The sequence below is a fragment of the Naumannella halotolerans genome, assembly GCF_004364645.1.
In the GTDB taxonomy this organism is placed as follows: domain Bacteria; phylum Actinomycetota; class Actinomycetes; order Propionibacteriales; family Propionibacteriaceae; genus Naumannella; species Naumannella halotolerans.
In genome coordinates, this window is sequence record NZ_SOAW01000003.1 from 128,535 (window position 1) to 153,963 (window position 25,429).

Consider the following 25,429-nt stretch of genomic DNA (forward strand, 5'->3'; position numbering starts at 1 on the left):
ACAGGTAGATTGGCGCGGTGCCATCTGCGACGACCCCTGCCGCTCGCCGCTCCTCGACCATTCGGGCCGTGATCGCGTCGGTGACCGTATTGGCCGTGATCGTCGGACTCACCGCCGCCGCATTCGGCGCCGTCTTCGTGCAGCGCAGCACCCCGACCGAGCCGCCGGACGACAATCCGATCAACCGTGACGGGCGACCCCTGCAGCCGGTCCCCGAGGTGACCCCGGACGGGATGACCGAGCGCCCGGCCGAGATCGACGAACTCGGCTGGGACGGTCAGGATGTCGCCTGGCAGCCGTGTGAGGGTGGCGAATGCGCCGAGGTGCTGGCGCCCCTGGACTGGGACGATCCGGCCGGTCCGACGGCGATCACGCTCTTCATGCGGAAGGTGCCGGCCACCCAGTCGCCCCGGCTGGGGACCATCTTTGTCAATCCCGGCGGGCCGGGCGGCTCCGGTGCCGACTTCGCCACCGGGTTCGACCGTACCGGTCTGGAGCAGTACGACATCGTCGGCTGGGACCCCCGAGGGGTCGGCGCCTCCACGCCGGTCGTCTGCAGCGACACCGACATGGAGATCTTGTTCAACCAGGACTCCTCGCCCGATGACGAGGCCGAGCGGGAGGACCTGATGCAGGCCGAGGTGAATCTCGGCGCCTCCTGTCTGGAGAACTCCGGGCAACTGCTGGAGAACATCTCCACCGTGGACACCGTGCAGGACCTGGACATGTTGCGGAGCCTGGTCGGCGACCGTCGCCTGAACTACTACGGCGCCTCCTACGGCACCGAGGTCGGTGCCCGGTACGCCTCGATGTTCCCGCAGACCTCGGGCCGTCTGGTGCTGGACAGCGCCGTGGACATCACCGGCGAGGAGGAAGTGGCGCAGTCGGAGGGATTCCAGCGGGCGCTGGAGAACTTCAGCCAGTGGTGTGCCGAACAGGAGCAGTGCGTCCTCGGCGGCAGTGCCGAGGAGGTGATGGGCGTGGTCACCGACCTGACGGTGAAACTGGACAGCGAGCCCGTCTCGGTCGGCAACCGCAGCCTCACCCAGTCGGCATTCGTCACTGCGGTCGCCCAGATGCTGTACTCCGACGAGTCGGTGTGGAGCTACCTTGGCCAGGGCGTCGACGATGCCCGCAACGGCGACGGGCAGTTGATGTTGGCGATCGCCGACTCCTACTGGAACCGCAATGACGACGGCAGCTACGGGGGCCTGCTGAAGTCGTTCAACGCGATCCGCTGTCTGGACGAACCCGATGAGGGTTATGCCGGAGCCGATGCCGATGCGGCGGCCGCCGCAGAGGTGTCCCCCTGGGCCGGGCGGTTCATGGGCCCGGACTACGGGTGCCCCTCGTGGCCGGTGGCGGCGATCGAGGACCCGGGTCCGATCGAGGCCGAGGGGGCCGAGCCAATCCTGGTGGTCGGCACCACCGGCGATTCGGCCACCCCGTACGAGAATGCGGTCAGCATGGCCGATCAGCTCGGGGTGGGACGGTTGCTGACCTTCGAGGGCAACGGTCACGTCGCCTACGGCCGCAACGAGTGTGTGAACACGACGATTCGCGACTACTTCCTCGATCGGGTGCCGGAGGACGAGACCACCTGCTCGGCCTGAGCCGGCCCTTTCGCCAGCGGTGGTTGCCCGGATCGGCCGTCGGTGACGATCCGACTCTCGTCCGCGGGCGAGCAATGCCAGGCGTGCATCGATCAGGGGTTGCGTACCTACCGTGGAGGAGGGCGGGTCGGTAGCGCGACCGGAGGTACAGTCCGAGCGTGCAGACACGACAGTTGCCCGATGGCGCGGTGGTACGGGAAGCCCGACCGGGCGATGAGCCGGGGATCCTGGCCGCGATCCAGGCCCTGGCCGAGTACGAGCGCGAACCCGATGCGGTGGACAACACCACCGAGGCCTTGACCGAGATGCTCTTCGGCGGCGAGCCGAAGGTCTTCGCCCAGGTCGTGGAGCGGTCCGGCCGGATCGTCGGGATCGCGGTGTGGTTCCTGACCTACTCCACCTGGACCGGGAAGCACGGCATCTGGTTGGAGGACCTGTACGTCCACGAATCCGAGCGCGGCAGCGGGTACGGACTGGCGCTGATGGCCTCCCTGGCCCAGGTATGTCTGCAGCGGGGCTATCCCCGGTTCGAGTGGACGGTCCTGGACTGGAACGCCCCCTCGATCGGCTTCTACCGCTCGATCGGTGCCCTCGGGATGGAGGAGTGGACCACCCAGCGTGTCACCGGTCAGGCGCTGCAGCGGTTGGCCGCTCGCTGATTTCGGGCTGCATGGTCGCGACCGGTATAGTGCCGCACGGTCGGAATGACCGCGCCACCTTAGCTCAGTCGGTAGAGCGACGCTCTCGTAAAGCGTAGGTCAGGGGTTCGATTCCCCTAGGTGGCTCCACCGCTACGAGCAGCCGCCTGACGTGCCCCAGCGCCTGCCGATCTCAAGCCACGGTTGACGGTTTCCCGGATCGTGACCAGACGCACATCCCCGCCACAGCGGCGTTTGCGCGGCTTCACGACGCCGTGTAGTTGACGGGCCGGAAACCACGGTAGCCACGCATGTCGGGGGAGGGCTAGCATCGCCCCACAAGTGCAACGCAGAGGACGCTCTCATGGTCTCCCCATGAGGATGTTCCACACGATGAGGTGATCGGATGGCAGACCAGAAGGTGACGCAGACCGTCGGTCGGCGTTGGCGCAACGGCATCAAAGCGGTCGCCGTCGTCTCCGCGCTGGGCTTCGTGGCGACTGCCTGCTCCGGCTCGTCCGGTCCGCCGACGCTCACCTGGTACATCAACCCCGATGACGGTGGGCAGGCCGCGATCGCGCAGAAGTGCACCGAACAGGCCAATGGTGCCTACACCATCGAGACCTCGTTGCTGCCCAATGATGCGGCCTCCCAGCGCGAACAGCTCGCCCGGCGGTTGGCAGCCGGTGACTCGTCGATGGACATCATGAGCCTCGACCCGCCCTACATCCCCGAATTGGCCGAGCCCGGTTTCCTCGCGCCGGTGCCCGACGACATCGCCCAGAGCTCCACCCAGGACGTGGTCCAGGGAGCCATCGACGGTGCGACCTGGAAGGGTGAACTGGTGACGGTGCCCTTCTGGGCCAACACCCAGATCCTCTGGTACCGCAAGTCGGTCGCCGAGGCCGCCGGGTTGGACATGACCCAGCCGGTCACCTGGGACCAACTGATCGAAGCCGCCCGCTCCCAGGACAAGTACCTCGGTGTGCAGGGGGCGCGGGCCGAGTCGATGACGGTCTGGCTGAATGCCCTGATCGCCTCCGGTGGAGGCGAGATCGTGGTCAACCCCGAGGCATCGGCCGAGGAACTGCAACTCGGCCTGGACTCCCCGCAGGGGGAGAAGGCTGCCGAGATCATCAGCACCATCGGCACCGAAGGGCTCGGCGGTCCCGGTCTGCCGACGATGGACGAGAACGCCTCGATGGAGTTGTTCCAGGGCGATCAAGGCTCCTTCATGGTCAACTACAACTTCGTCTGGCCGGCCATGCAGTCGGCAGTGGAGGAGGGCAGCCTGGACCAGTCGGTGGTCGACGACATCGGATGGGCGGTCTTCCCCCGGGTCGATGCCGACACCGAGGCCGCGCCGCCGCTGGGCGGGATCAACCTCGGCGTGGGAGCCGACTCCGACCATGTGGACCTTGCCTACGAGGCGATCTCCTGCATCGTGCAGCCGGAGAACCAGACCGAGTACTTCGTCACCAACGGCAATGCGCCGGCGGTCCGTAGTGCCTTCGATGACCCGAGCGTGGCTCAGGACTTCCCGATGGCGACGACCATCCGGGAGTCGCTGGACATCGCCGCACCGCGGCCGCAGACCCCGTACTACAACGAGGTCTCCACCGGCATCCAGCAGACCTGGACCCCGCCGTCGGCCGTCGATCCGGCGAGCACCCCGGCGTCGTCGCAGCAGTTCATCACCGAGGTTCTCAGAGGGGAGCGCCTGCTGTGAGCACCACCACCGAAACCGCCCGGAAGCCGGTACGCGAGGCCCGCCCGGTCAAGAGCGACCGGGCGAAGGCCGAGTCCCGTCTGGGATGGCTGCTGGCCGGCCCGGCCTTCGTGATCATGCTGCTGGTGACGGCCTACCCGATCCTGCAGGCGGTCTACGACTCGCTGTTCAGCTACCGGCTGACCGCGCCCGATGATCGCCATTTCGTCGGGCTCGCCAACTACGGCGTGATCCTGACCGACTGGGTCTGGTGGCGGGACCTGTTGGTCACTTTGCTGGTCACCGTGGTGACGGTGGTGGTCGAACTGATCCTCGGCTTCGCGCTGGCCCTGGTGATGCACGGGGCGCTGAAGTCGATCCGCGGCATCCTGCGTACCGCGATCCTGGTGCCCTACGGAATCATCACCGTGGTCTCGGCCTTCGCCTGGTACTACGCCTTCGACATCAACTCCGGTTTCGTGAACCAATGGTTCTCCTGGGTGCCGGGAATCTCACCGGATCTGAACTGGTTCGCCCACTTCGAGACCTCGATCGCGGTGATCATCGCCTCCGAGATCTGGAAGACCACCCCCTTCATCTCCCTGCTGCTGCTCTCCGGTCTCGCCCAGGTGCCCGGTGAGCTGACCGAAGCCGCGAAGGTCGACGGCGCCACCCGCTGGGAGGTCATGCGGAAGGTCACCTTGCCCAACATGAAGGCCGCGATCATGGTCGCGGTGCTCTTCCGGGCACTCGATGCCTTCCGCATCTTCGACAACGTCTTCATCATGACCAACGGTGCGAACAGCACCGAGGTGCTGTCGCTGTTGGCCTACCGGACCTCGATCGGGCGGTTGGAGATCGGTATGGGCTCGGCCGTCTCGGTGCTGCTCTTCATCTGCGTGTTGTTGATCGCCTTCATCGCGATCAAGGTGTTCAAGGTCGATCTGGCCGGTACGAGGGGAGGCAACTGATGACCAGCACGAAGGTCAAGATCGGCTGGGCGGTGATCACCGTCGCGGTGCTGTTGTACGCGTTGTTCCCCGTGGCGTCGATCTTCGCCAACTCGTTCAAGTCCTCAGCGGACCTGGGTAATCCCAGTTTCCTCCCCGCCAGCGGCGGCACCTTGGCCAACTACGAGTTGATCCTCACCGGTGACGCCCAGGGCTTGTTCCTTACCGCCTTGCGGAACTCGATCGGCATCACCTTGATCGCGACCCTTATCGCGGTGGTGCTGGCGACCCTGTGTGCCTACGCGATCGCCCGGTTGGACTTCCCCGGCAAGCGGATCATCCTCACCACCGCACTCGCGGTGTCGATCTTCCCGGTGATCAGCATCGTCACGCCGTTGTTCAACCTGTGGCGGCTGATCGGTCTGTACGACACCTGGCTCGGGTTGATCATCCCGTACCTGTCGCTGACCCTGCCGATCTCCATCTGGACCCTGGCGGCGTTCTTCCAGCAGATCCCCTGGGAACTGGAGCAGGCCGCCCAGGTCGACGGAGCAACCACCTGGCAGGCCTTCCGGAAGGCGATCGTCCCGTTGGCGGCGCCCGGCGTCTTCACCACCGCCATCATCGCCTTCTTCATCGCCTGGAACGACTTCGTCTACGGGATCTCGCTGACCTCCACCGAGGCGGCGCGACCGGTCCCGGCCGCGTTGGCGTTCTTCACCGGCGCTTCCCAGTTCGAGGAACCGACCGGCGCCATCTCGGCCGCGGCCATCATCGTCACCATCCCTGTCGTGGTGTTGGTGTTGTTGTTCCAGCGACAGATCATCTCCGGCCTCACCCAGGGCGCCGTCAAGGGCTGAGTCGCCCACCGGGCTAGAAAGGATTGAGCAGTGGCATCGATCGAAATGAAGCACATCGTCAAGAGGTACGGTGACGGTTTCCCGGCGATCAACGACGTCAGCATCGACATCGCCGACGGCGAGTTCATCATCCTCGTGGGGCCGTCGGGCTCGGGCAAGTCGACCCTGTTGCGGATGATCGTCGGCCTGGAGGACATCACCTCCGGCGATATGTTCATCGGCGGCAAGCGGGTGAACGAGCTCGCTCCGCGTGACCGGAACCTGGCGATGGTGTTCCAGAACTATGCGCTCTACCCGCACCTGACCGTCTTCGAGAACATCGCCTTCCCGCTGCGGCTGGCGAAGAACAAGATGCCCGAGGAGAAGGTCAGAGAACTGGTCACCCGGGCGGCGAAGACCCTGGAGCTGACCGAGCACCTGGACCGGAAGCCGGGCAACCTGTCCGGTGGACAGCGGCAGCGCGTGGCGATGGGTCGGGCGATCGTCCGCGAGGCCGATGCCTTCCTCTTCGACGAACCGCTGTCGAACCTGGATGCCAAGCTGCGTGGACAGATGCGGACCGAGATCGCGCAGATGCAGCGCCGACTCGGCATCACCAGCGTCTACGTCACCCACGACCAGACCGAGGCGATGACCCTCGGCGACCGGGTGGCGGTGCTGAAGCACGGTGTGCTGCAGCAGGTCGCCTCACCGCGCGAGTTGTACGAGCAACCGATCAACCTGTTCGTGGCCGGCTTCATCGGCTCGCCGTCGATGAACTTCCTGCCGGCGACGATCGAGGGGAACATCGCCAAGACCCCGCTGGGTGACTGGGAGATCCCGGCGGACAAGGCCGCGAAGGCCGAGGGCAAGGGACTGTTGCTGCTCGGTGTCCGGCCGGAGGCGTTCGAGGATCTCAAGTTCGTCGACGAGGCGCTGCGGGATCGCGGGAGCACCTTCACCGCCGATATGACCCACACCGAGTGGTTGGGCAACGAGCAGTACGGCTACATCGAGTTCACCCCCGATGCCGAACTGACCGAGGTGTTGACCGAACTGGCCCAGGACCTCGACGCCGAGGAGATGAACACCCAGGTGGTGCTCTCGCTGGATTCGGCCAGCCGGCTCAAGGGTGGGCGCAACGGCGAGTTCTGGGTGGACACCCGACGGGTGCACCTGTTCGATCCGTCAACCGGGGAGAACCTCACCCGCGATGCCGAAGAGGGCGCTCGGTTGACCGCCGAGGCAGCCGAGGACCGCGCCGAGGAGATCGCCCAGGCCCAACAGCGGGACGAGGACAAGGCCGCCGGCTGAATCTGCGCCGAAAGTTGGCGGTGCACTGAGGACGGGTGGTCGGCTGAACTCGTTGGCTGGTGGTTCCGCCGCGCGTCGGATCCGGGTGGCTGGCTGAATCTGCGTCGAAGGTTGGCGCTGCAGTGAGACGGATGGTCGCCTGAACTCGTTGGCCGGCGGTTCCGCCCGCGCGTCGGATCCGGGCGGCTGGCTCAATCACTGCTGAAAGTTGGCGGGTGGGGAATAGTTCGTCCGACTTGCTCGTTGGAACCAGTGCTGGTGCGGAACGTGTCCCCGGGCCTCACCTATTGCCTTCGCGGAATACCGTTCGGCTGGAACCGCGTCGCGCCACTCGCCGAGAGGCGACGCTCGCACCAGTTCGGCTTGGCCCCGGCGACTCTCGAGTCGCCGGGGCTTTGGTCTGTCTCGACGCGGTCCTTGGCCGCTGCTCGTCTCATAGGCCGTCTTCCCCACACGACTCGAAGCCCGGAGTGCATGTTGATCGGCCTGGCTTCGCTGCCCGTCTCGCAGACTCCTGCACTGCCCGGAGGTCACCGCCGGCACAGCCGCAATGGGAACCCGTCTCTCGGTGTGGATGTGGAGCCGGTCGAACACCGCTGGCGTGGCTCCAGTCGGCCGATCTGCGGGTTTATGGGGCGGTTTTGGGTTCTCGAGCCACTGCAGCGGTGTTGGGGCGGGAAGACCCCGAAGAGTTCGAGGCTCCAGAGGGGTCGCGATCTCCAAGGCCTCAAGGACCCGAAGTCTCAAGGCGCGAAGGACGCCGAGGTCTCAAGGCGCCAAGGTCTCAAGGCGCCAAGGTCTCAAGGCGCCAAGGACCGGAAGTGCCGAAGGCCCAAGGCCAGACGGCTCAGGCGTTGTGCTGGTCTCGCCAGGCCACCCATTCGGCGAGCCCGTCGAGGTCATAGTCCGGGCCGCCGACACCGACGGTGAACAGTCGGGCACCGGCGCCGTGCAGGGCATCGGCCGTGTCGTCGGGCAGGCCGATCGGGTGGCCGTCGCGGCCGCGGCCGTTGACGCCGACAGACACCTCGATCTCGGCGAGATCGCGCCCGACGGCGTCGCAGTGTCCGGCGAGGACGCCGAGCTTGTGCTCCAGGGTCTCCAGATCGGCGAAGGTGTGCCAGATGTCGGCATGCTCGGCGACCAGCCGCAAGGTCTTCTTCTCCCCGCCGCCACCGATCAGCACCGGCACGTCACGGGTCGGCACCGGGTTCAGCTTCTGCAACCGGGACTCGATCCGCGGGAGTGCCTCGGACAGGTCGTTCAGCCGACCGCCGGCGGTGCCGAACTCGTAGCCGTACTCGGTGTAGTCACGCTCGAACCAACCCGAGCCGATGCCGAGGATCAGCCGGCCGTCGCTGATGTGGTCGACCGTCCGGGCCATGTCGGCGAGCAACTCGGGGTTGCGGTAGGAGTTGCAGGTGACCAGCGCGCCGAGCTCGACCCGCGAGGTCTGTTCTGCCCAGGCCGCCAGCATGGTCCAGCACTCGAAATGCTTGCCGTCGGGGTCGCCGTACAACGGGAAGAAATGATCCCAGTTGAAGACGATGTCGACCCCGATCTCCTCGGCCGCTGCGACGGCCTCCCGGATCGCGCCGTAGTCGGCCTGTTGGGGCTGGATCTGCACACCGATCCTGGTGGGGCGTTCGCTCATGGGTCGAGCCTACGACCTGGGTTCGGCCCTGGCGCGGGAGGGCGAGCCTGCGACCTGGGTTCGATCATGGCACCGGGAGGTCGAGCCTCCCAGCCTGGGTTATCGGTCATGGCGGCGGGAGGCCGCGCCCACGGCCCGTGTTCGGTCATGGCACGGGGAGGCCGAGCCCACGACCTGGCTCCGGCCGACCGCTGCGCCTGACCGAGCGCCAGACGGGGGCGAGTTCACCGGCGCGCATCAGCTCACTGCAGCGCTGCGCGTACCTTCGCGGCGACGACCTTGCCCTCGGCGCGTCCGTGCGCCTTCTCGTTCACCGCACGGACGATCTGGCCCATCTGCTTCATCCCGGGCTGCTCGCCGAGCTCGGCTGCGGCCGCCGACACCTCGGCCGCCACCAGGGCGTCCAGCTCGTCCTCGGACAGCGCGGCCGGCAGGTACCGACCGAGGATCTTGGCCTCGGCCAGCTCGGACTCCGCACTCTCGGTCCGGCCACCGGCGGTGAATCCCTCGGCTGCCTCGCGGCGCTTCTTCACCTCACTGCGGATGATCGCCAGTTCCTCGTCGCCGGTCAGCTCGCGCGGTGCGTCACCGGACACCTCCTCGGTGCCGATCGTCGCCAGCACCGACCGGAGCACCGTCGTCACCTGCTTGTCCCGCGCCTTCATCGCAGTCTTCAGGTCGTCGCGGATCTGGTCCTTGAGTTCTGCCATGGCCCCATCTTCGCAGAGGCAGCCATCGGTGCGCCTGCGGAAAACCGGCCGAACCGGGGGTTGTAGTCACCGGCGTAGGCCGCTGAGCTCTGCCTGCAGGTTGTGCCGGGCGGATTCCTCCCACAGTTCTCGTCCGCGGGCGGTGGCGAACAAGCGGTCCCGACCGAGCAGGTCCTCCAGCACCGCGGTCCGGCCACGGACGAACTGGGCGGGCGGGACATGGTGGTATTCCGCGCGCACACCTGCGGTGTACCCCGCGTACCGCTCCGGGTCGGCGGCCAGGATCGACAGGTCGGCGTCGTTCAGGACCATGCCGTCGGTGTCCTCACCGGCCGCTGCATGGGAGGCGGTCAGGCGTACCAACCGGGCGACCTCGGCGACCGGTCCCGAGGGAAGCAGCCCGCTCAGGCTCTGCTCGGCCAGTTGCGCCGAGGCCTCCTCGTCGGCCCCCGGTTCCCCTGCATAGACCGCGTCGTGGAACCAGACCGCCAACCGCAGCTCGCGCGAGGGATGTGGGGTCAGCAGGCTGATCGCGGCCAGCGCCTCGGCAAGGTGCTGCTGATCGCGATAGCGCCGACTCCTGGCCCCCCAGTCCGCCAACAGCCGATCCCGCAATCCGGGCGCTCCCAGGTCCAGCTCCTGCCAGGCATGGCGAAGTTCTTCGATCCGCCCGGCGCGCTCTCGGGCCACGGTCTGCTTCGTCCGTCGTAGCCCCGATGCCCGCAATCTCGTGACCAACTCCCGCGCCGAGACCGGTACGGCCCCGGCACCCAGCAACTGGTCGTACCACTGCTCGGCGACGTCGTAATGATCACGGTCGAAGGCTCGGGCCGGCAGTTGGCTGCGCAGGGCGAACTCGTGCAATTCCGCTCGCGAACGGTCCGACACCAGATGGGAGAACACCGTGCCATGGGCGGGCCAGGTCGGCGGATCGATCAAGATCATCGCGGGATCAGGCCGGTGGCAGGATCTCGGCCAGCTCGAAACCGACCGGCCGCTCCAGTTGATCGAAAGTGCAGGAGGCAGGGTCGCGGTCGGGTCGCCAGCGGACGAACTGCGCAGTGTGCCGGAAGCGGGTGCCCTCCATGTAGTCGTAGCGGGCCTCGACGACCAGCTCCGGGCTCAACGGTGTGAAACTCAGATCCTTGCCGTTGTTCCACCGACTGCCCTCCGACTTCCGCGGCGAACGGGCGCCCGATTCGGTCATCCCGCTGAGATACTCCTTCGCCCAGTTCCACGGATGATCATCGATCGGCACCACCAACGGCTGCAGCTCGGTGAACAGTTCCCTTCTCCGCGCCATCGGGAAGGACCCGATCACTCCCACGCTGGACAGGGTCCCGGTGTCGTCGTACAACCCCAGCAACAGCGATCCGATGGCCTCGGGGTCGGACTTGTAGACGCGGTATCCGGCCACCACACAATCGGCGGTACGTTCGTGTTTGATCTTGGTCATCACCCGCTTGTCCGGCTGGTACGTACCGTCGGGGGACTTGGCGATCAGCCCGTCCAGACCGGCACCCTCGAACTCGGTGAACCAGCGCTCGGCCAGTTCATGATCATCGGTGGCCGGGGTGATCCAGATCGGCGGCTTCGCCTCGGCGAGGACCTGTTCGAGCAGTTCACGTCGAACCGAGAACGGCTCCGAAGTCAGGTCGCGATCGCCCAGGGCCAGCAGGTCGAAGGCGACGAAGCCGGCCGGTGTTTCGGTGGCCAGTTTCCGTACCCGCGATTCGGCGGGATGGATCCGTTGCTGCAGGGCCTCGAAGTCGAGTCCGTCACGCTCGGGGTCGACGATCACGATCTCACCGTCGATGACCACCCGCTCGGGCAGGTTCGCCTTCAACGCCTCCACCAGTTCGGGGAAGTAGCGGGTCATCGGCCGCTCGTTGCGAGAACCGATCTCCACCTCCTCGCCGTCGCGGAAGATGATCGAACGAAAACCGTCCCACTTGGGTTCGTAGACCTGATCCGGCGGGATCCGCTTCTGCGGTTTGGCCAGCATCGGCTTCACCGGGGGCATCACGGGCAGGTCCATGGGCTCAATCTAACCGGCCCGCCCGACCGCCCTCAGGCGCCGGGTTCGGCTTCCTCCCGGGCGAAGCGTCGCGCCACCGCCTCGGCCACCTTCTCGTAGGCCTCCTGCGACTCCGGGCTCAGCCCCTGCCAGTCGAACATCCCGCCGGCCCGCAGACTCGGGTCGTACGGTACGAAGATCACCTCACCCACCCGGGGACCGAAACGGTCGAGGATCTCCTGGCGCCGGGCCGCCTGTTTGACCAGGTACTCCTCACGCAACTCGGCCAACCTGTCGGCATCGACGTTCGCCAGGTCCAGGGGCAGAGCCAACGGTTCGATCTGGGTGACCGGGACGATGGCATTGCGTACCAGCTCGGGATCGGCCTGGTCCTCCCACCAGTCCAGGGTCTCCCAGGCCAGTACCGCACCGTCATAGGCGGTTGTCGCCGGAACCACCAAGGTGTCGGTGTTCTGGTAGACCTCGGTCATCAGCGGCAGCGTCAGGTCGGTCCCGGTGTCGGTCAGGATCACACTGCGGAAGGTCTTCGCGATCCGGAGTGCGGTGCTGTACTCCTCGGCCGAGAATCCCTGTGCCTGCAGGGGATTGGACTCCGAGGCAAGCACCTCGAAGCGGCTCTCGGCCTGGGAGGTGAAGCGGCGGAAATCGGTCGCGGTGGTCACCTCGCCGGGCGTGGCGACCAGATCCCGTACCGTCAGCGAGGTCTCCTCACCCAGGCGGCCGGCCAGCGTGCCGCGGTGGGCGTTGCCGTCGATGGCCAGCACCAGATCCCGGCGGTGCAGCGCCATGGCCGTACCCAGTGCCAGCACCACGGTGGTCTTGGTGACCCCACCCTTGAGGGAGGAGACGGTCACCAGGTGATGCCGGACGGGGGTGTCGATCAGCTTGTGTCGTCGGGCCTTGACGGCCTCGACCTGCGCCCGTTTCTGTTCGGCCTCCTCGGCGGCGAGGCGTTCGACCCGCTCCCGCTCGGCGCGCTCGGCTGCCTCCTGATCGGCCCGCCGGGCCTCCTCCCGGGCGCGGGCCTCCTCCTCCCGGGCTCGGCGTTCGGCCTCCTCGGCCCGTCGGCCCCCGAAGAGTTTGCGTAGCCGCGCACCGATGCCCTGCGGTTGCTGCTGCTCCGGGGCGCTTCGCCCACCCGACTGGGAGAAGGGCGAGGAGGGTGTCGCTTCGCGGGGCTGCTGCGATGGGTTTGCCCACCCCTGCTGGGGACCGGCGGGCAGGAACGGTGGCGGGGCCTGCGGTCCGGTCCAGGGGCGATTCTCCGGAGCAGCACCGGCGCTGCCCGGATGGGGAGCCGGGGCCTGTGCGGTGTCGGGTCCGGGGCGGGAGAAACCGCCCGGTGCCGTACCGGCCTGGGGAGGTACGCCGTAGGGGCCGGGCTGTTGTCGCACGGCGGCCGGATCGGCGATGTGGGTGGCATCGGGGTCGAGCCGGCCCTCGGCCGCGGCGGCGTCGGCGGGCAGACCCCGGGCCGGCGATTCCGGACGTGACGGGGTCGGCTGGCTCGACGGATAGGAGTCCTGGGGCAGCACCGGCCAGGCCAGTCCACGCTGGGGCGTCGAACCGGGGCCGTCCGGCTGACCCGGGTCATCGCTCGGCCAGGAGCGCCGCGGGTGGGGGGAATCCGGCTCTGTCATCGCTTGGCTGCCTCCTTGAACTGGCCTTGAGATGTCTCCGACACCGTACTGGCAGGCCGTGTCGCCGCGACACCCACCACCAGGTTGTCAGTCGCCTCGAGGGGCCCACCGGCCGGAATCAACCCGGGGTCGGTGGTGTTGAACCGACATGAGCAAAGACCTGTCATTGTCGGTACTGGACCTGATGCCGGTACGTACCGGCCAGACCACCGCCGATTCGCTGGCCGCCAGTGTGGAGCTGGCACAGGCCGCCGACCGGCTCGGGTACACCCGCTACTGGGTCGCCGAGCACCACAACATGCCTGCAGTCGCCGCCACCAACCCGCCGGTGAGCATTGCGCTGCTCGCCGCACGGACCGAGCGGATCCGGGTCGGTTCGGGTGGCGTGATGTTGCCCAATCACACACCGCTGGTGATCGCTGAGCAGTTCGCGCTGCTGGAGGCCGCCTTCCCCGGCCGGATCGACCTGGGCATCGGCCGCGCGCCGGGCAGTGATCCGGTCACCAGTTACGCACTGCGCCAGGGCAGGGGCAACGATGCCGTGGCGGAGTTCGACGCCTACGTCAACGACATCATCGCCTGGCTCGAACCCGAAGGTGTCGAGCTCGGTGTCGGCGGCCGACGGTACGCACTGCGCGCGACGCCCGCCGCCACCTCGGCGCCGCCGGTGTGGCTGCTCGGGTCCTCGGACTACTCGGCGCGGCTGGCGGCCAAGCTGGGCCTGCCCTACGTCTTCGCCCACCACTTCGCCGGTGAGGGTACGGGCCAGGCCCTCGACCTGTACCGCTCGCTGTTCACTCCCGGGGTGACCAGTGCACCGCGTACCTTCCTGACCGTGAACGCAGTCGTCGCCAAGACCGAGGCCGAGGCGATCGCCCAGGCCCGGCCGAACCTGCTGTCGATGCTGGCCCTGCGGACCAATCAGCCGATGCGTCCCCAACTGAACATCGACGAGGCGTTGCAGACCCAGATCCCGCCGGCGCACCAGGTACTGGCCGATGCGATGTCGGACAAGTGGCTGATCGGTACCGCCGACCAGGTCGCTGGCAGGCTGCAGGAGCTGGCCGAGCGCTACGACGTCGACGAGGTGATGATCCACCCGGTGGCCGGTGCCGACGCCGCGACCGACCCGCGCCGGAGCCCGAACCGCGTGCAGACCCTGGAGCTGCTGGGTCAGGCGCTGCACCGGGAGACCGCAGCCACGCACTGACCAGGTGAGGCGTCAGCTTCCGAGGCGGACGTAGGACAAGGTGGCGCTGGTCAGATCGGTCCATCCGGTATCGGCCCGCAGCAGGCTCAGCGAGGCCGGTGGGTATCGCGAACCGACCGATCCCAGCAGAGCCGGATCCGAGTCGGCATCGGCCAGTTCGAGCACCAGACCGGGAATCCCGGGGGAGTGGCCGACCACCAGCAGTGCATCGCCGTCGGCGGTCGCGATCTCGGCGAGCAGTTCCTCGGGGCTCGCGCCGTAGATCGCATCACTGAAGGTCACCGGGCAGTCCGGTTCCAGTCCGGCCGTAGCGAGACCGGCAAGGGTCTGCCGGGTACGGGTGGCGGTCGAACACAACACCTGGTCGATCCGTGGCAGTCCCGGATCGGCCAGGGCCTGCCCCACCTCGGCGGCCTGCAGCCGGCCGCGCTCGGTCAGTGGCCGTTCGTGATCCAGCCCGCCAGGGGTGAAATCGGCCGCCTTCGCGTGCCGGAGCAGATACAGCGATCGCATCGCCCCAGCTTAGATTCCGCGCTCAGGCGACCGGTTCCAGCCCCCGTTTGCGCAACAACGGCCCCAGCTCCGGTTTCCGGCCGATCAACCGCTGGTGGGCGGCCAGTGGGTCGACACTGTCGCCGCGGGACAAGGTGGACTCGGCGAACCGGCGACCGCTCTCGACCTGCAGACCGCCGTTGGCGAGGAACCACTGCTCTGTCTCTGCGGCGAGTACCTCCGACCAGATGTAGGAGTAGTAACTGGCGGCGTACTGCCCGCCGAAGATGTGGTTGAAGTAGGTGCTGCGGTACCGCGGCGGAATCAGCGGATGAGCCAACCCGGCGGTCGCCAGCGCCGCCGCCTCGAAGGCCTCGACATCCTCGACCGCCGCGATCTCCTCGGTTCCCAGGCGGTGCCAGGCCAGGTCCAGTACGGCCGCAGCCAGGTATTCGATCGTGCTGTGGGCCGACTCCACCTCGACCGCCTCCCGGGCGGCCCGGGCCAACTCCGGCGAGATCGGCTCACCGGTCCGGTGATGCACCGCATAGTTGGCCAGGACCTCGGGATGGAAGGCCCACATCTCGTTCACCTGGGAGGGGAACTCGACGAAATCCGGGGGCACCGATGCACCGGACTGCGACGGGTACTCCACCGACGACAGCAGCCCGTGCACGCTGTGACCGAACTCGTGGAACAAGGTGATCAGATTGTCCACGCTCAGCAGCGACGGTTGCCCTGGCTCGGGTTTGTTCAGGTTGAGCACATTCACCACCACCGGGGTCTCGGCCAGTACCGAGGACTGGTCGACGAAGGTACTCATCCACGCTCCGCCGCGTTTCGAGCTGCGGGCGTGGAAGTCGCCGAGGAAGAGCGCGATGCTGTCTCCCGCGGTGTCGAAGACCTCCCAGACCCGGACATCGGGGTGATAACCGACCAGGTCGTCGCGTTCGACGAACTGCAATCCGTAGAGCTGCCCGGCGGCGAAGAAGATCCCGTGGGTGAGCACCCGTTCCAGTTCGCAGTACTCCTCGAATCGGTCGAGGTCGACTCCGGTCACCGACCCGCGCTGTCGTTCCAGCCAATAGGTGTAGTCGGAGGCCGCGATGACGGTTCCCGGGCTCACCGAGTCGGCATAGTCCTGTACCTGTTGCAGTTCGCGTTCGCCGGCCCGTACCGCCGCCGCTCCCAACCGGGTCAACAGCTCGTCGACGGCAGCAGGCGAGGGGGCGGTCTGTTCGGCGATCTCGTACGCGGCCGCATCGGCGTACCCGAGCAGCTCGGCCCGGCGCGCGCGCAGAGCGATGATCTCGGTGATCAATGCGCGGTTGTCGTGCTCCCCGTGCAGACAGCGGGTCACCGACGCCTCGAACACCCGTCGGCGAACGGCCGGATCGGTCAGTTCGGCCACCGCCGACTGGCTGCTGGGCAGTTCCATCGCGATCAACCAGCCCTGATCGTGGCCGGCCTCGACTGCGGCCTGTCTGGCCGCGGCCACCGCCGTCGCGCTGAGCCCGTCGAGTTCGGCTTCGTCGGTGATCAGCACCCCGGCGGTGTAGGCCTCGGCAAGTACGTTCTGCGGGAACTTGGTCGCCAACCAGGCCAGTCGGGCCGAGATCGTCCGCATCTCCTCCTGTGCCGAGGCATCCAGGCCGGCACCGGCGCGGATCGCGTCACGATGCTGCTTGTCCAGCAGCCGGAGTTGGGTCTCGGTCAGCCCGAGTTCGTCGCGGCGCTCGTACAGGGAATGGATCCGGGAGAACAACCGCGGGTCAAGGTTGATCGTGTCGGTGTGCTCGGCCAATGCCACGGCCAGGTCCCGGGCGATCGCATCGCGCTGGGGATTGGCGTCGGAGATCGCCAGGTTGGAGAAGATCCGACCCGCCCGGGCGAGTTTCTGGCCGGACAGTTCCAAGGCCTCGACGGTATTGGCGAAGGTCGGCGGTTCGGGGTCGGCGGCGATCTGGTCCACCTCGGCCAGGTGTTCGGCGATGGCTTGGGTGAAGGCCGGACGGAAGGCGTCGTCGGAGATCGCGGCGAAGTCCGGCAGGCCGTGTGGCAGCGAGCTGCGTTCGATCACGGCACGGATCGAGCCTGGGTCTGCGGTCGAGGTCTGGCCTGCGGTGGAGGTCGGCTCGGCGGGCTGGGTGGATGACATGACGGGCATCACTACTCCGGGTCGGGGCCTTCCATTCTGCCCCGCGGGATGATCGGCGTCATCAGCCGGCCGATCAGGCGAAGATGATCACGCCGAGCACCGAACCGGCCAGGGCGGCCAGCACACCACCACCGAGGTTCAGCACGATGTTGATCACCGCCAGTCGGTAGCGCCGATGGTGGAGCAGTCGGGCGGTGCCCAGGGAGAACGACGACCAGGTCGTCAGGACACCGATGAAACCGGTGGCCAGCAGGTAGTGGGCGTTCAGGTCCGCCCACCCGTGGAGTGCTCCGATGAGCAGGCTCCCGAGAAGGTTCGCGATCAACACCCCACGCGGCAGGACGTCGGGGTCGGCGGTGGCGAAGCGGTGCTCCAGCAGCGCCCGGCAGATCGCGCCGAGGGCCCCGAAGGTGGCCAACAACAGCGATTCGGTCATCGGCTCGCCTCGCGTACCCGGTCGGCGAGGAGCAGACCCAACAGCGCCAGCCCCGTGCCGAACACGACCTGTGCGCCGGCCAGCGCTAGGTCCGGCAATCCGGGCCCACCGGCGAGGACGACCGTCACCGCGGACAAGGTGGTGAACCCGCCCAGGAAACCCGTGCCCAGCAGCGGGATCGCCCACCGTTCACTGCTTGTGCCGGTGGCCAACCCGGCCAGCAGCCCGAGAGCGAAGGAGCCGGCGATGTTGATCGCGGTGATGACCGCGAAGGGGGAGCCGGCGAAGCCCAGGCCATCCCGGGCTAGAACGCCGAGAGCGCCACCGAGACCGACCAGAACCAGGGTTCTCCACGGCAGGGCCGGGCGGTCTTCGGTGGCGCTCATCGCGTGTCAGTAGAGGTTGACGTGCTTGTGCTCGAAGTGGGTGCCTTTGGCCCGTTCGAAGCTGGCCCGGATCTCCTCCTCGGCCTCCTTACGACCGGCGAAGGACGCACCCTCGACCGACTTGCCGGGCTCCAGGTCCTTGTAGACGGAGAAGAAGTGCTCGATCTCGCGCAGCGACAGATCGGGTACGTCCTCGAGCTCCTGCAGATGGTGGCGGCGGATGTCGGCCACCGGTACGCACAGCACCTTGTCGTCACCACCGGCCTCGTCGGTCATCTGGAACATGCCGATCGCGCGGCATTCGATCAGGCAACCGGGGAAGGTGGGCTCGGGGAGCAGGACCAAGGCGTCCAAGGGGTCGCCGTCCTCACCGAGGGTGCCTTCGATGAACCCGTAGTCGGAGGGGTACTGGGTGGAGGTGAACAGGGTCCGGTCCAGTCGGATCCGGCCGGTCTCGTGGTCCAACTCGTACTTGTTCTTGTGACCCTTGGGGATCTCGACCGTCACATCGAAGGTGAATGCCTTCGCCTGTTCGGACTCCGGGGTCCGGCTGGACTCGTACTCTTCTGTCACGCTTGGCCCTTTCTCTGCGGTGCCGTAGTGGACCGAGGGTAGCGTCAGTGGCGCCCCGGAGCAGAATGAGTTCGCCGTTCGAGCCTTCCGCTCGCCGTCGTCCGCGCCCGGTGGGCCGGACCGGTCTGCGATCATGGGCCGGTGTCGGGATCGCGAACCAGCCGGATCGGACCGGCCCTGCTCTGGGTGATCGGGCCGAGCCTGGCGCTGGTGCTGCTGGTCGGCTTGGGCACCGGCATCCTGCCCCGGCAGCTGCAGCAGACCGGTCGCGAGTGGGGAGCACTGCCGCCGGTGGCCGCCGCCACCCTGCCGCCGGGGGCCTTCACCCCGGCCGAACCGGTCGCACCGGCCGCCACCCCCGAACCGGTGTTGCCTGCGGCGGATTCCCCGACACCCGTGGACGCCGATCGGCTGGCGGAGCGGTTGGCCGATGCCGGCAGCACCGGTGGCGACGTCGCGACGGTGGTGATCGATCCGGCAACCGGCGACCAGGTCCAGGCCGAGAATGCCGAGCGGCCGATGATCCCGGCCTCGACGCTGAAGCTGCCGGTCTCGGCGGCCGCGCTGCAGGCCTTCGGCGCCGACCACCGGTTCAGCACCACGGTGGTGATGCCGACCGCCGAGCCGACCGCCCCTGAGGAGCCCGGGCAGCCCGAGGTGCCGCAGATCGTCCTGGTCGGCGGCGGCGACCCGTACCTGCTCGACCAGGGGCTGGGTGCCGATGGCGAACGGCCCGAGGAGGCCGCCGGCATCGACGAACTGGCCGAACTGACCGCCGGGGCGCTGGCCGCCGACGGGGTCACCGAGGTCGCGCTCGGCTTCGATGCCGGCCTGTTCGGCGGGCCGGACTGGAACGAGGACTGGCCGGAGAACTATCGCAGTCAGGTGACGCCGATCAGCGCCCTGTGGCTCGACGGCGGATTCGGCGCCGACCGTACCCGTCCGTCCGAACCGGCGCGCGAGGCTGCCGAGGTCTTCGCCGAGGCGCTGGCCGACCACGACATCGAGGTCACCGAGACCGGCCCGGCAACCGCCCCGGCAACCGCCCGGACGCTCGCGGAGGTGTCGTCGATGCCGCTGCGGCTGATCGTCGAGCGGGTGATCAGCCACTCCGACAACAACGCCGCCGAGGTGCTGCTGCGCCAGCTCGGCACCCTCGTCTCCGGTGACGGCTCCTTCGAGGCCGGGACCGCCCGGTTGCTGCAGGTGCTCGACGAACTGGGGCTCGACACCGATGGCGCCGAGTTGCGGGACGGTTCCGGTCTGTCGCGGGAGAACCGGTTGTCCACCGCCGCGGTGGTCGAGTCGATCGAACTGGGGGTGGTCGACGACAACTACCGTTCGCTGCTGACCGGGATGAGCGTCGCCGGCGCCGAGGGCACCCTGCGGCAGCGGTTCGTCGAACCCGGAACCGATCCCGGGCGGGGTGAGGTACGGGCGAAGACCGGCACCCTGCGGCAGGTCCATGCACTGGCCGGGTACGTGATCGACGACGACGGCGGACTGCTCGTGTTCGCCTTCGTGATCAACGGTGACGCCCCGGAGAACGACTACGAGAACCGGACCTGGTTGGAACGGATGGCAGCAGAACTTGCCGGCTGTGGGTGCCGCTGAACCCGGCTGGCTAGATTGGAGAAGGCGCAGGAGCGCCGGGACGAGCGAGGTGCGGCCGGCATGGATGTGAGCGTTGACCAGCGATTGGCCCGGGCGACCGCGCTGGCCCTGGTCCGACCGGGGCCGAAGCTCACCGCCGAAAAGGCGCGCGAGGTGGTGGCCGATCTGCGCAGCAGTGCCGAGCAGGCAGCCGACCATGTCGGCCGGATCACCGGGCTGCAGGTGCCGCCGGCAGACCCGGCGGTGGCGGTGATCGACCGGCCAAGCTGGATCCGCTCCAACCTGGCGATGATGGGCGAACTGCTGGCCGGACCGGCCGGAGCGTCTCGGCCCTCGGTGGCCGAACGCGCGTCGTCGGTGCAACTCGGGGCGATGATGGCCTTCCTGTCCGGGTCGGTGCTGGGCCAGTTCGATCCGTTCGGGGATCCCCAGCGGCTGTTGCTGGTCGCGCCGAACATCGTGTCGGTACAGCAGAAGCTCGGGCTGCGGGCACACGACTTCCGGCTCTGGGTCTGCCTGCACGAGGAGACCCATCGGGTGCAGTTCACCCATGCGCCGTGGCTGGCCGACCATCTGCGCGATCACCTGCGCAGTTTCCTCGACAATCTGCAGCCGGGCGGGATCTCCATGATCATCGGCGGTGCCGACTATCTGCAGCAGATCGCCCGCAACAGTGGTCAGGAGGAGGTGCTCGACCAGCTGGTGGCGACGATGTCGCTGCTGGAGGGGCACGCCGATGTGATCATGGACGAGGTCGGGCCCGCGGTGGTGCCGACGGTACGGACCATCCGCCGCCGCTTCGACGCCCGCCGACAGGCCAAGGGGTTCGCCGCAGTGATCCGCAAGGTCTTCGGGCTGGATGCCAAGCTGCGCCAGTACACCGAGGGCGCGGCCTTCTGCCGGGCCGTGATGGCCGAGGTCGGGATGAGCGGCCTGAACCACATCTGGACCTCCCCGAACACCCTGCCCAATGCGGCCGAGATCGCCGAACCGACGTTGTGGCTGTCCCGGATGGGGAGTCTTCCCCGGGTCTGATCGGTCAGATCGGTGCCACACTGGGGCATGGCCTACCGTGCCCTCGGCCCCAACGCCCACGCCGTCACCAAGGCGGTACGAAATCTGCTCGCCGATGAGGACGAGGTGACCTCGGTGACGGTCGCCTGTTCGGGAGGCCCCGACTCCCTGGCACTGGCCGCGGCCACCGCCCAGCTGGTCGACGAACTGCGGATCGTGATCGTCGACCACGGTCTGCAACCCGGTTCGGACGAGGTGGCCGCCGGGGTACGCCGGCAGCTGCGGGCCTGGCAGGAGCGGCGCAGCCGTACCGAACCCGATGCCGAACAGCAGGTGCTGGAGATCCTGGTGGCGAAGGTCACCGTCGCCTCCGGTCCCGGCGGACCGGAGGCGTCGGCACGCAACGCCCGGTACAAGGTGCTGGACGATGTCGCCGCCGCCACCGGCGGGCTGGTGCTGTTGGGGCACACCCTGGACGACCAGGCCGAACAGGTGCTGCTGGGACTGACTCGCGGGTCGGGGGCGAGATCCCTGGCCGGGATGCCGGTCGCGCGCGGGCCGTACCGCCGTCCGCTGTTGGGGGTCCGGCGGGCCCAGACCGCGGCCGCCTGCGACGAGTTCGGTCTGCAACCGTGGTACGACCCGCACAACGACGATCCCCGTTTCACCCGGGTGCGGGTGCGTACCCGGGTGCTGCCGGTGCTGGAGGACCAGCTCGGTCCCGGGGTCGCCGAGGCACTGGCCCGCTCGGCCGAACAACTCGCCGTCGACGACGACCTGCTCTCGACCCGAGCCGGTGAGGTCGCCGACATCGACTTCCTGCCGGTGGCGCTGATCAGTCCCGAACATCCGGCGATCCGGCGGCGGATGATCCGCGCCTGGCTGATCCACCACGGGGCGAGCGACCTGTCGATGGCCAACATCGTGGCCGTGGAGCGGCTGGTCACCCACTGGTCGGGACAGCGTTTCGTGGAAGTCCCGGGTTTGAAGGTCGCCCGCTCTGGGGGAATCCTGCAGGTTGTGCCAGAGTGAGTTTTCGTGGATACCCCTGACATCGCCGGCGACATCGCCCACGAGCTCTACACCCCCGAGCAGATCGCCGACCGTCTCGCCGAGATCGCTGCCGAGATCGACTCCGACTACGCCGACACCGAGCCGCTGCTGGTGGGTGTGCTGAACGGCGCCGTGATGGTCATGGCCGACCTCGCCCGGGCACTGAAGTCGCACTGCCAGATGGACTGGATGGCGGTGTCGTCCTACGGATCGGGCACCCAGAGCTCCGGGGTCGTCCGGTTCCTGAAGGACCTCACCACCGACATCTCCGGTCGCGATGTGCTGGTCGTGGAGGACATCATCGACACCGGGCTGACGCTGTCGTACCTGGTGTCGAACCTGAAGTCCCGGGGGCCGAACAGCCTGGAGATCATGACCATGTTCCGCAAGCCGGAGGCGCTGCAGAACTCGGTCGAGGTGAAGTACGTCGGTTTCGACATCCCGAACGAGTTCGTCGTCGGCTACGGGCTGGACTACGACGGCCGGTACCGCAACTACCGCGGGTTGAGCACCCTGGATCCGAAGGTCTACTCGTAATAGTTGGTCGCCCTCCGGGCGACGGCCGGTCGCGCTTTCCGCCGTTCCTTCGTCGGCGCATCGAAGCGGTTGTCGGTGGCGCTGCCGCCGCCTGGGTGGCTTCGATGCGTCTCCTGCAGGATCGGCGACGCTCGACCGGGGTACGGATAGTTGGTCGCCCTCCGGGCGACGGCCGGTCGCGCTTTCCGCCGTTCCTTCGTCGGCGCATCGAAGCGGTTGTCGGTGGCGCTGCCGCCGCCTGGGTGGCTTCGATGCTTCTCCTGCAGGATCGGCGACGCTCGACCGGGGTACGGATAGTTGGTCGCCCTCCGGGCGACGGCCGGTCGCGCTTTCCGCCGTTCCTTCGTCGGCGCATCGAAGCGGTTGTCGGTCGCGCTGCCGCCGCCTGGGTGGCTTCGATGCTTCTCCTGCAGGATCGGCGACGCTCGACCGGGGTACGGGTGTGGGTTCTGGTCAATCTGTGTGTGTTGACGCGCACGAAGTGACCAGAGGTTGTGGGCCGAACCGCCTGCGGGACCGCCCGGCGTGGCCGGAGTTACCGTCGCGCCCTCCGAGGGGTACGGCTCGGCGGGTCGCGGCGAGCCAGTATCGCCACCTGCTGCGGCAATGCGGTACAGCTTGCCGGAGCCGGGTAGTCTCAGGGTGCTCGTATCCCATCGTCAAGGCACTCAATGAACTTTTCGAAGCTGTTCCGTGGACCGTTGCTGTGGATCCTGCTTGCCCTGCTCGCGCTGGTCGTCGTCTTCGACCTGGCCGGCCGGGCGACCGGATTCCAGGAGCAGCCCACCTCACAGGTGATCCAGCTGATCGACTCCGACGATCCGCTCGCCGAGGTCGAGCTGATCAACGAGGAGCAGGAGATCCGGGTGACGACCGCCGGCACCGAGCCGCAGAAGGTCAGCGCCCACTGGGTCGGGACCCAGTCCGACGGGATCGTCGAACGGCTCGAGCAACGGGTCGCCGACGGCTCGCTGACGACTTGGAGTGTCAGCAACCCCTCGCCCAACTTCTTCACCGCGGTGCTGCCGTGGCTGTTGCCGTTGCTGATCATCGGTCTGCTGTTCTTCTTCCTGATCAATTCCGTGCAGGGCGGCGGCAGCCGGGTGATGCAGTTCGGCAAGTCGAAGGCCAAGGTCGCCAACAAGGACACCCCGAAGTCGACCTTCGCCGATGTCGCCGGTGCCGACGAGGCGATCGAGGAACTGCAGGAGATCCGCGAGTTCCTCTCCGAACCGGCCAAGTTCCAGGCCGTCGGGGCGAAGATCCCCAAGGGGGTGCTGCTTTACGGTCCGCCCGGTACGGGCAAGACGCTGCTCGCCCGCGCCGTCGCCGGTGAGGCGAAAGTCCCCTTCTTCTCCATCTCCGGTTCCGACTTCGTGGAGATGTTCGTCGGTGTCGGTGCCTCCCGGGTTCGTGACCTGTTCGAACAGGCCAAGGAGAACGCCCCGGCGATCATCTTCGTCGACGAGATCGACGCCGTCGGTCGGCACCGCGGTGCCGGCATGGGCGGCGGACATGACGAGCGCGAACAGACCCTGAACCAGCTGCTGGTGGAGATGGACGGATTCGACGTCCGCGGTGGCGTGATCCTGATCGCCGCCACCAACCGTCCCGATGTACTGGACCCGGCGCTGCTGCGTCCGGGCCGGTTCGACCGGCAGATCGCCGTCGAGGCGCCCGACCTGGCCGGACGCACCCAGATCCTGCAGGTGCATGCCCAGGGCAAGCCGCTGGACGACAGCATCGACCTGACCTCGGTCGCCCGCCGGACGCCGGGGTTCACCGGTGCCGATCTGGCCAATGTGCTGAACGAGGCCGCCCTGCTGGCAGCCCGGTCGAACAAGCAGGTGATCACCGCCGAGTTCATGGACGAGGCGATCGACCGGGTGATCGCCGGACCGCAGAAGCGGACCCGGTTGATGAACGAGCGGGAGAAGCTGATCACCGCCTACCACGAGGGCGGCCATGCCCTGGTGGCGGCGGCGATGCCGGCCACCGACCCGGTGCAGAAGGTGACCATCCTTCCCCGTGGCCGGGCGCTCGGCTACACGATGGTGATGCCGGACAACGACAAGTACTCCAACACCCGCAACGAACTGCTCGACCAGCTCGCCTACATGATGGGTGGGCGGGCTGCTGAGGAACTCGTCTTCCACGACCCGACCACCGGCGCCGCCAACGACATCGAGAAGGCGACCAAGGTTGCCCGGGCGATGGTCACCGAGTACGGCATGACCGAGCGGCTGGGCGCGATCAAGCTCGGCTCCGGTGATTCCGAGCCGTTCCTCGGCCGGGACATGGGTGGCGGCGGTGGCCGCGACTACTCCGAGGAGATCGCCGCGATCGTCGACGACGAGGTCTCGACGCTGGTCAGCAATGCCCACAACGAGGCCTTCCAGGTGCTGGAGGCCAACCGGGACGTGCTGGATGAGCTGGTACGCCAGCTGTTCGAGAAGGAGACCCTGGACAAGGCGCAGGTGGCGAAGGTCTTCGAACCGCTGCGGCGTTGGCCGAAGCGGCCGGCCTGGACCGGTTCGGACGATCGCAAGCCCAGTGACCTGCCGCCGGTGGAGCCGCCGCCGAGCCCGAAGCAGCCGGAGGTCGAGCACGTACCGGCCGGTGCGCCGCTGCCCCCGGGACACCAGGCGGGCAATCCGCAGCCGCCGGCCCCGGGCGGGCATCCGGGCCCGACCTATCCCGCACCCGGCCAGCCGGGCCCCTACCCGGGCCCGAACGGCGGGCCGCAGGGGCCGAGCTACCACAACCCGTACCCGAACGGCCCGGACACCAACGGCCACGGCGGCCAGCCACCCACGTCACGCTGAACCGGGCTGTCGTCGCTGCCCAGAATG

The 25,429-nt window shown here is 67.9% G+C and carries 22 protein-coding genes and 1 tRNA gene; 13 read left to right on the top strand and 10 right to left on the bottom strand.

Annotated features, from left to right (window positions below; all coding sequences use genetic code 11):
* The first annotated feature begins 17 nt into the window (after window positions 1-17).
* The 7 genes from CLV29_RS14580 (at window position 18) to CLV29_RS14610 (ending at window position 7,062) form a co-directional block, all read left to right on the top strand.
* Window positions 18-1,613: an alpha/beta hydrolase gene (locus tag CLV29_RS14580; RefSeq protein ID WP_133755834.1), complete on the top strand. Its 1,596-nt coding sequence runs from the start codon at window positions 18-20 to the stop codon at window positions 1,611-1,613.
* Between the two features lie 158 nt (window positions 1,614-1,771).
* Window positions 1,772-2,272 carry a GNAT family N-acetyltransferase gene (locus CLV29_RS14585; protein WP_243831959.1) on the top strand — a complete coding sequence of 167 codons (501 nt, stop codon included), beginning with the start codon at window positions 1,772-1,774 and terminating at the stop codon, window positions 2,270-2,272.
* Between the two features lie 53 nt (window positions 2,273-2,325).
* Window positions 2,326-2,401 (top strand) — tRNA-Thr (locus CLV29_RS14590).
* Between the two features lie 256 nt (window positions 2,402-2,657).
* Window positions 2,658-3,980, top strand: a complete 1,323-nt coding sequence (locus CLV29_RS14595; protein WP_133755835.1) for a sugar ABC transporter substrate-binding protein — start codon at window positions 2,658-2,660, stop codon at window positions 3,978-3,980.
* Entirely contained in the window at window positions 3,977-4,930 is a 954-nt protein-coding gene (locus CLV29_RS14600) for a carbohydrate ABC transporter permease (RefSeq protein WP_133755836.1), read from the top strand. The genes CLV29_RS14595 and CLV29_RS14600 overlap by 4 nt, the downstream gene beginning before the upstream one ends.
* A complete protein-coding gene (locus tag CLV29_RS14605) occupies window positions 4,930-5,769 on the top strand; it encodes a carbohydrate ABC transporter permease (protein ID WP_133755837.1) in 840 nt (279 codons plus the stop codon). Before CLV29_RS14600 ends, CLV29_RS14605 begins: the two co-directional genes overlap by 1 nt.
* A 30-nt stretch (window positions 5,770-5,799) precedes the next feature.
* Window positions 5,800-7,062, top strand: a complete 1,263-nt coding sequence (locus CLV29_RS14610) for an ABC transporter ATP-binding protein (protein ID WP_133755838.1) — start codon at window positions 5,800-5,802, stop codon at window positions 7,060-7,062.
* An 847-nt stretch (window positions 7,063-7,909) separates the two neighbouring features.
* On the opposite strand, the gene CLV29_RS14615 is transcribed toward CLV29_RS14610, so the two are convergent.
* The 5 genes from CLV29_RS14615 to CLV29_RS14635 form a co-directional block, all read right to left on the bottom strand.
* Complete coding sequence (locus CLV29_RS14615; protein WP_133755839.1) at window positions 7,910-8,716, bottom strand: LLM class F420-dependent oxidoreductase; 807 nt, start codon at window positions 8,714-8,716, stop codon at window positions 7,910-7,912.
* A 242-nt stretch (window positions 8,717-8,958) separates the two neighbouring features.
* Window positions 8,959-9,426 (bottom strand): GatB/YqeY domain-containing protein, encoded by a 468-nt coding sequence (locus CLV29_RS14620; RefSeq protein ID WP_133755840.1) that lies wholly within the window; start codon window positions 9,424-9,426, stop codon window positions 8,959-8,961.
* 66 nt (window positions 9,427-9,492) lie between these two features.
* The gene (locus tag CLV29_RS16910; RefSeq protein ID WP_133755841.1) at window positions 9,493-10,371 is read right to left on the bottom strand and encodes a DUF4031 domain-containing protein; all 879 of its coding nucleotides are present in this window, start codon (window positions 10,369-10,371) and stop codon (window positions 9,493-9,495) included.
* A 7-nt stretch (window positions 10,372-10,378) separates the two neighbouring features.
* Window positions 10,379-11,464, bottom strand: a complete 1,086-nt coding sequence (locus CLV29_RS14630; protein WP_133755842.1) for an ATP-dependent DNA ligase — start codon at window positions 11,462-11,464, stop codon at window positions 10,379-10,381.
* 32 nt (window positions 11,465-11,496) lie between these two features.
* A complete protein-coding gene (locus tag CLV29_RS14635; RefSeq protein ID WP_133755843.1) occupies window positions 11,497-13,104 on the bottom strand; it encodes a MinD/ParA family ATP-binding protein in 1,608 nt (535 codons plus the stop codon).
* A gap of 148 nt (window positions 13,105-13,252) precedes the next feature.
* On the opposite strand from CLV29_RS14635, the gene CLV29_RS14640 reads away from it, so the two are divergent.
* Entirely contained in the window at window positions 13,253-14,314 is a 1,062-nt protein-coding gene (locus CLV29_RS14640; protein ID WP_243831960.1) for an LLM class flavin-dependent oxidoreductase, read from the top strand.
* Between the two features lie 12 nt (window positions 14,315-14,326).
* On the opposite strand, the gene CLV29_RS14645 is transcribed toward CLV29_RS14640, so the two are convergent.
* From CLV29_RS14645 to CLV29_RS14665, 5 genes are all read right to left on the bottom strand, one after another.
* On the bottom strand, window positions 14,327-14,827 hold the full coding sequence (locus CLV29_RS14645) for a SixA phosphatase family protein (protein ID WP_133755844.1): 501 nt from the start codon (window positions 14,825-14,827) through the stop codon (window positions 14,327-14,329).
* A 22-nt stretch (window positions 14,828-14,849) separates the two neighbouring features.
* Window positions 14,850-16,964 (bottom strand): M3 family metallopeptidase, encoded by a 2,115-nt coding sequence (locus CLV29_RS14650; RefSeq protein WP_133755845.1) that lies wholly within the window; start codon window positions 16,962-16,964, stop codon window positions 14,850-14,852.
* A 73-nt stretch (window positions 16,965-17,037) separates the two neighbouring features.
* Window positions 17,038-17,400 (bottom strand): fluoride efflux transporter FluC, encoded by a 363-nt coding sequence (locus CLV29_RS14655; protein WP_133755846.1) that lies wholly within the window; start codon window positions 17,398-17,400, stop codon window positions 17,038-17,040.
* Complete coding sequence (locus CLV29_RS14660) at window positions 17,397-17,786, bottom strand: FluC/FEX family fluoride channel (RefSeq protein WP_133755847.1); 390 nt, start codon at window positions 17,784-17,786, stop codon at window positions 17,397-17,399. The genes CLV29_RS14655 and CLV29_RS14660 overlap by 4 nt, the downstream gene beginning before the upstream one ends.
* Before the next feature lie 6 nt (window positions 17,787-17,792).
* A complete protein-coding gene (locus tag CLV29_RS14665) occupies window positions 17,793-18,359 on the bottom strand; it encodes an inorganic diphosphatase (protein ID WP_133755848.1) in 567 nt (188 codons plus the stop codon).
* 141 nt (window positions 18,360-18,500) lie between these two features.
* Here CLV29_RS14665 and dacB point away from each other — a divergent pair, with 141 nt between their 5' ends.
* The 5 genes from dacB to ftsH all read left to right on the top strand — a co-directional run bounded on the left by dacB (window position 18,501) and on the right by ftsH (window position 25,402).
* Window positions 18,501-19,973, top strand: coding sequence for a D-alanyl-D-alanine carboxypeptidase/D-alanyl-D-alanine endopeptidase (dacB, locus tag CLV29_RS14670; protein WP_133755849.1), 1,473 nt, complete (start codon window positions 18,501-18,503; stop codon window positions 19,971-19,973).
* A gap of 60 nt (window positions 19,974-20,033) precedes the next feature.
* Complete coding sequence (locus tag CLV29_RS14675; protein ID WP_133755850.1) at window positions 20,034-21,008, top strand: zinc-dependent metalloprotease; 975 nt, start codon at window positions 20,034-20,036, stop codon at window positions 21,006-21,008.
* 27 nt (window positions 21,009-21,035) lie between these two features.
* Window positions 21,036-22,019, top strand: a complete 984-nt coding sequence (gene tilS / locus CLV29_RS14680; protein ID WP_133755851.1) for a tRNA lysidine(34) synthetase TilS — start codon at window positions 21,036-21,038, stop codon at window positions 22,017-22,019.
* A gap of 6 nt (window positions 22,020-22,025) precedes the next feature.
* The gene (gene hpt / locus CLV29_RS14685; RefSeq protein ID WP_133755852.1) at window positions 22,026-22,577 is read left to right on the top strand and encodes a hypoxanthine phosphoribosyltransferase; all 552 of its coding nucleotides are present in this window, start codon (window positions 22,026-22,028) and stop codon (window positions 22,575-22,577) included.
* A 671-nt stretch (window positions 22,578-23,248) separates the two neighbouring features.
* A complete protein-coding gene (ftsH, locus tag CLV29_RS14690; RefSeq protein ID WP_133755853.1) occupies window positions 23,249-25,402 on the top strand; it encodes an ATP-dependent zinc metalloprotease FtsH in 2,154 nt (717 codons plus the stop codon).
* Window positions 25,403-25,429 lie beyond the last annotated feature (27 nt).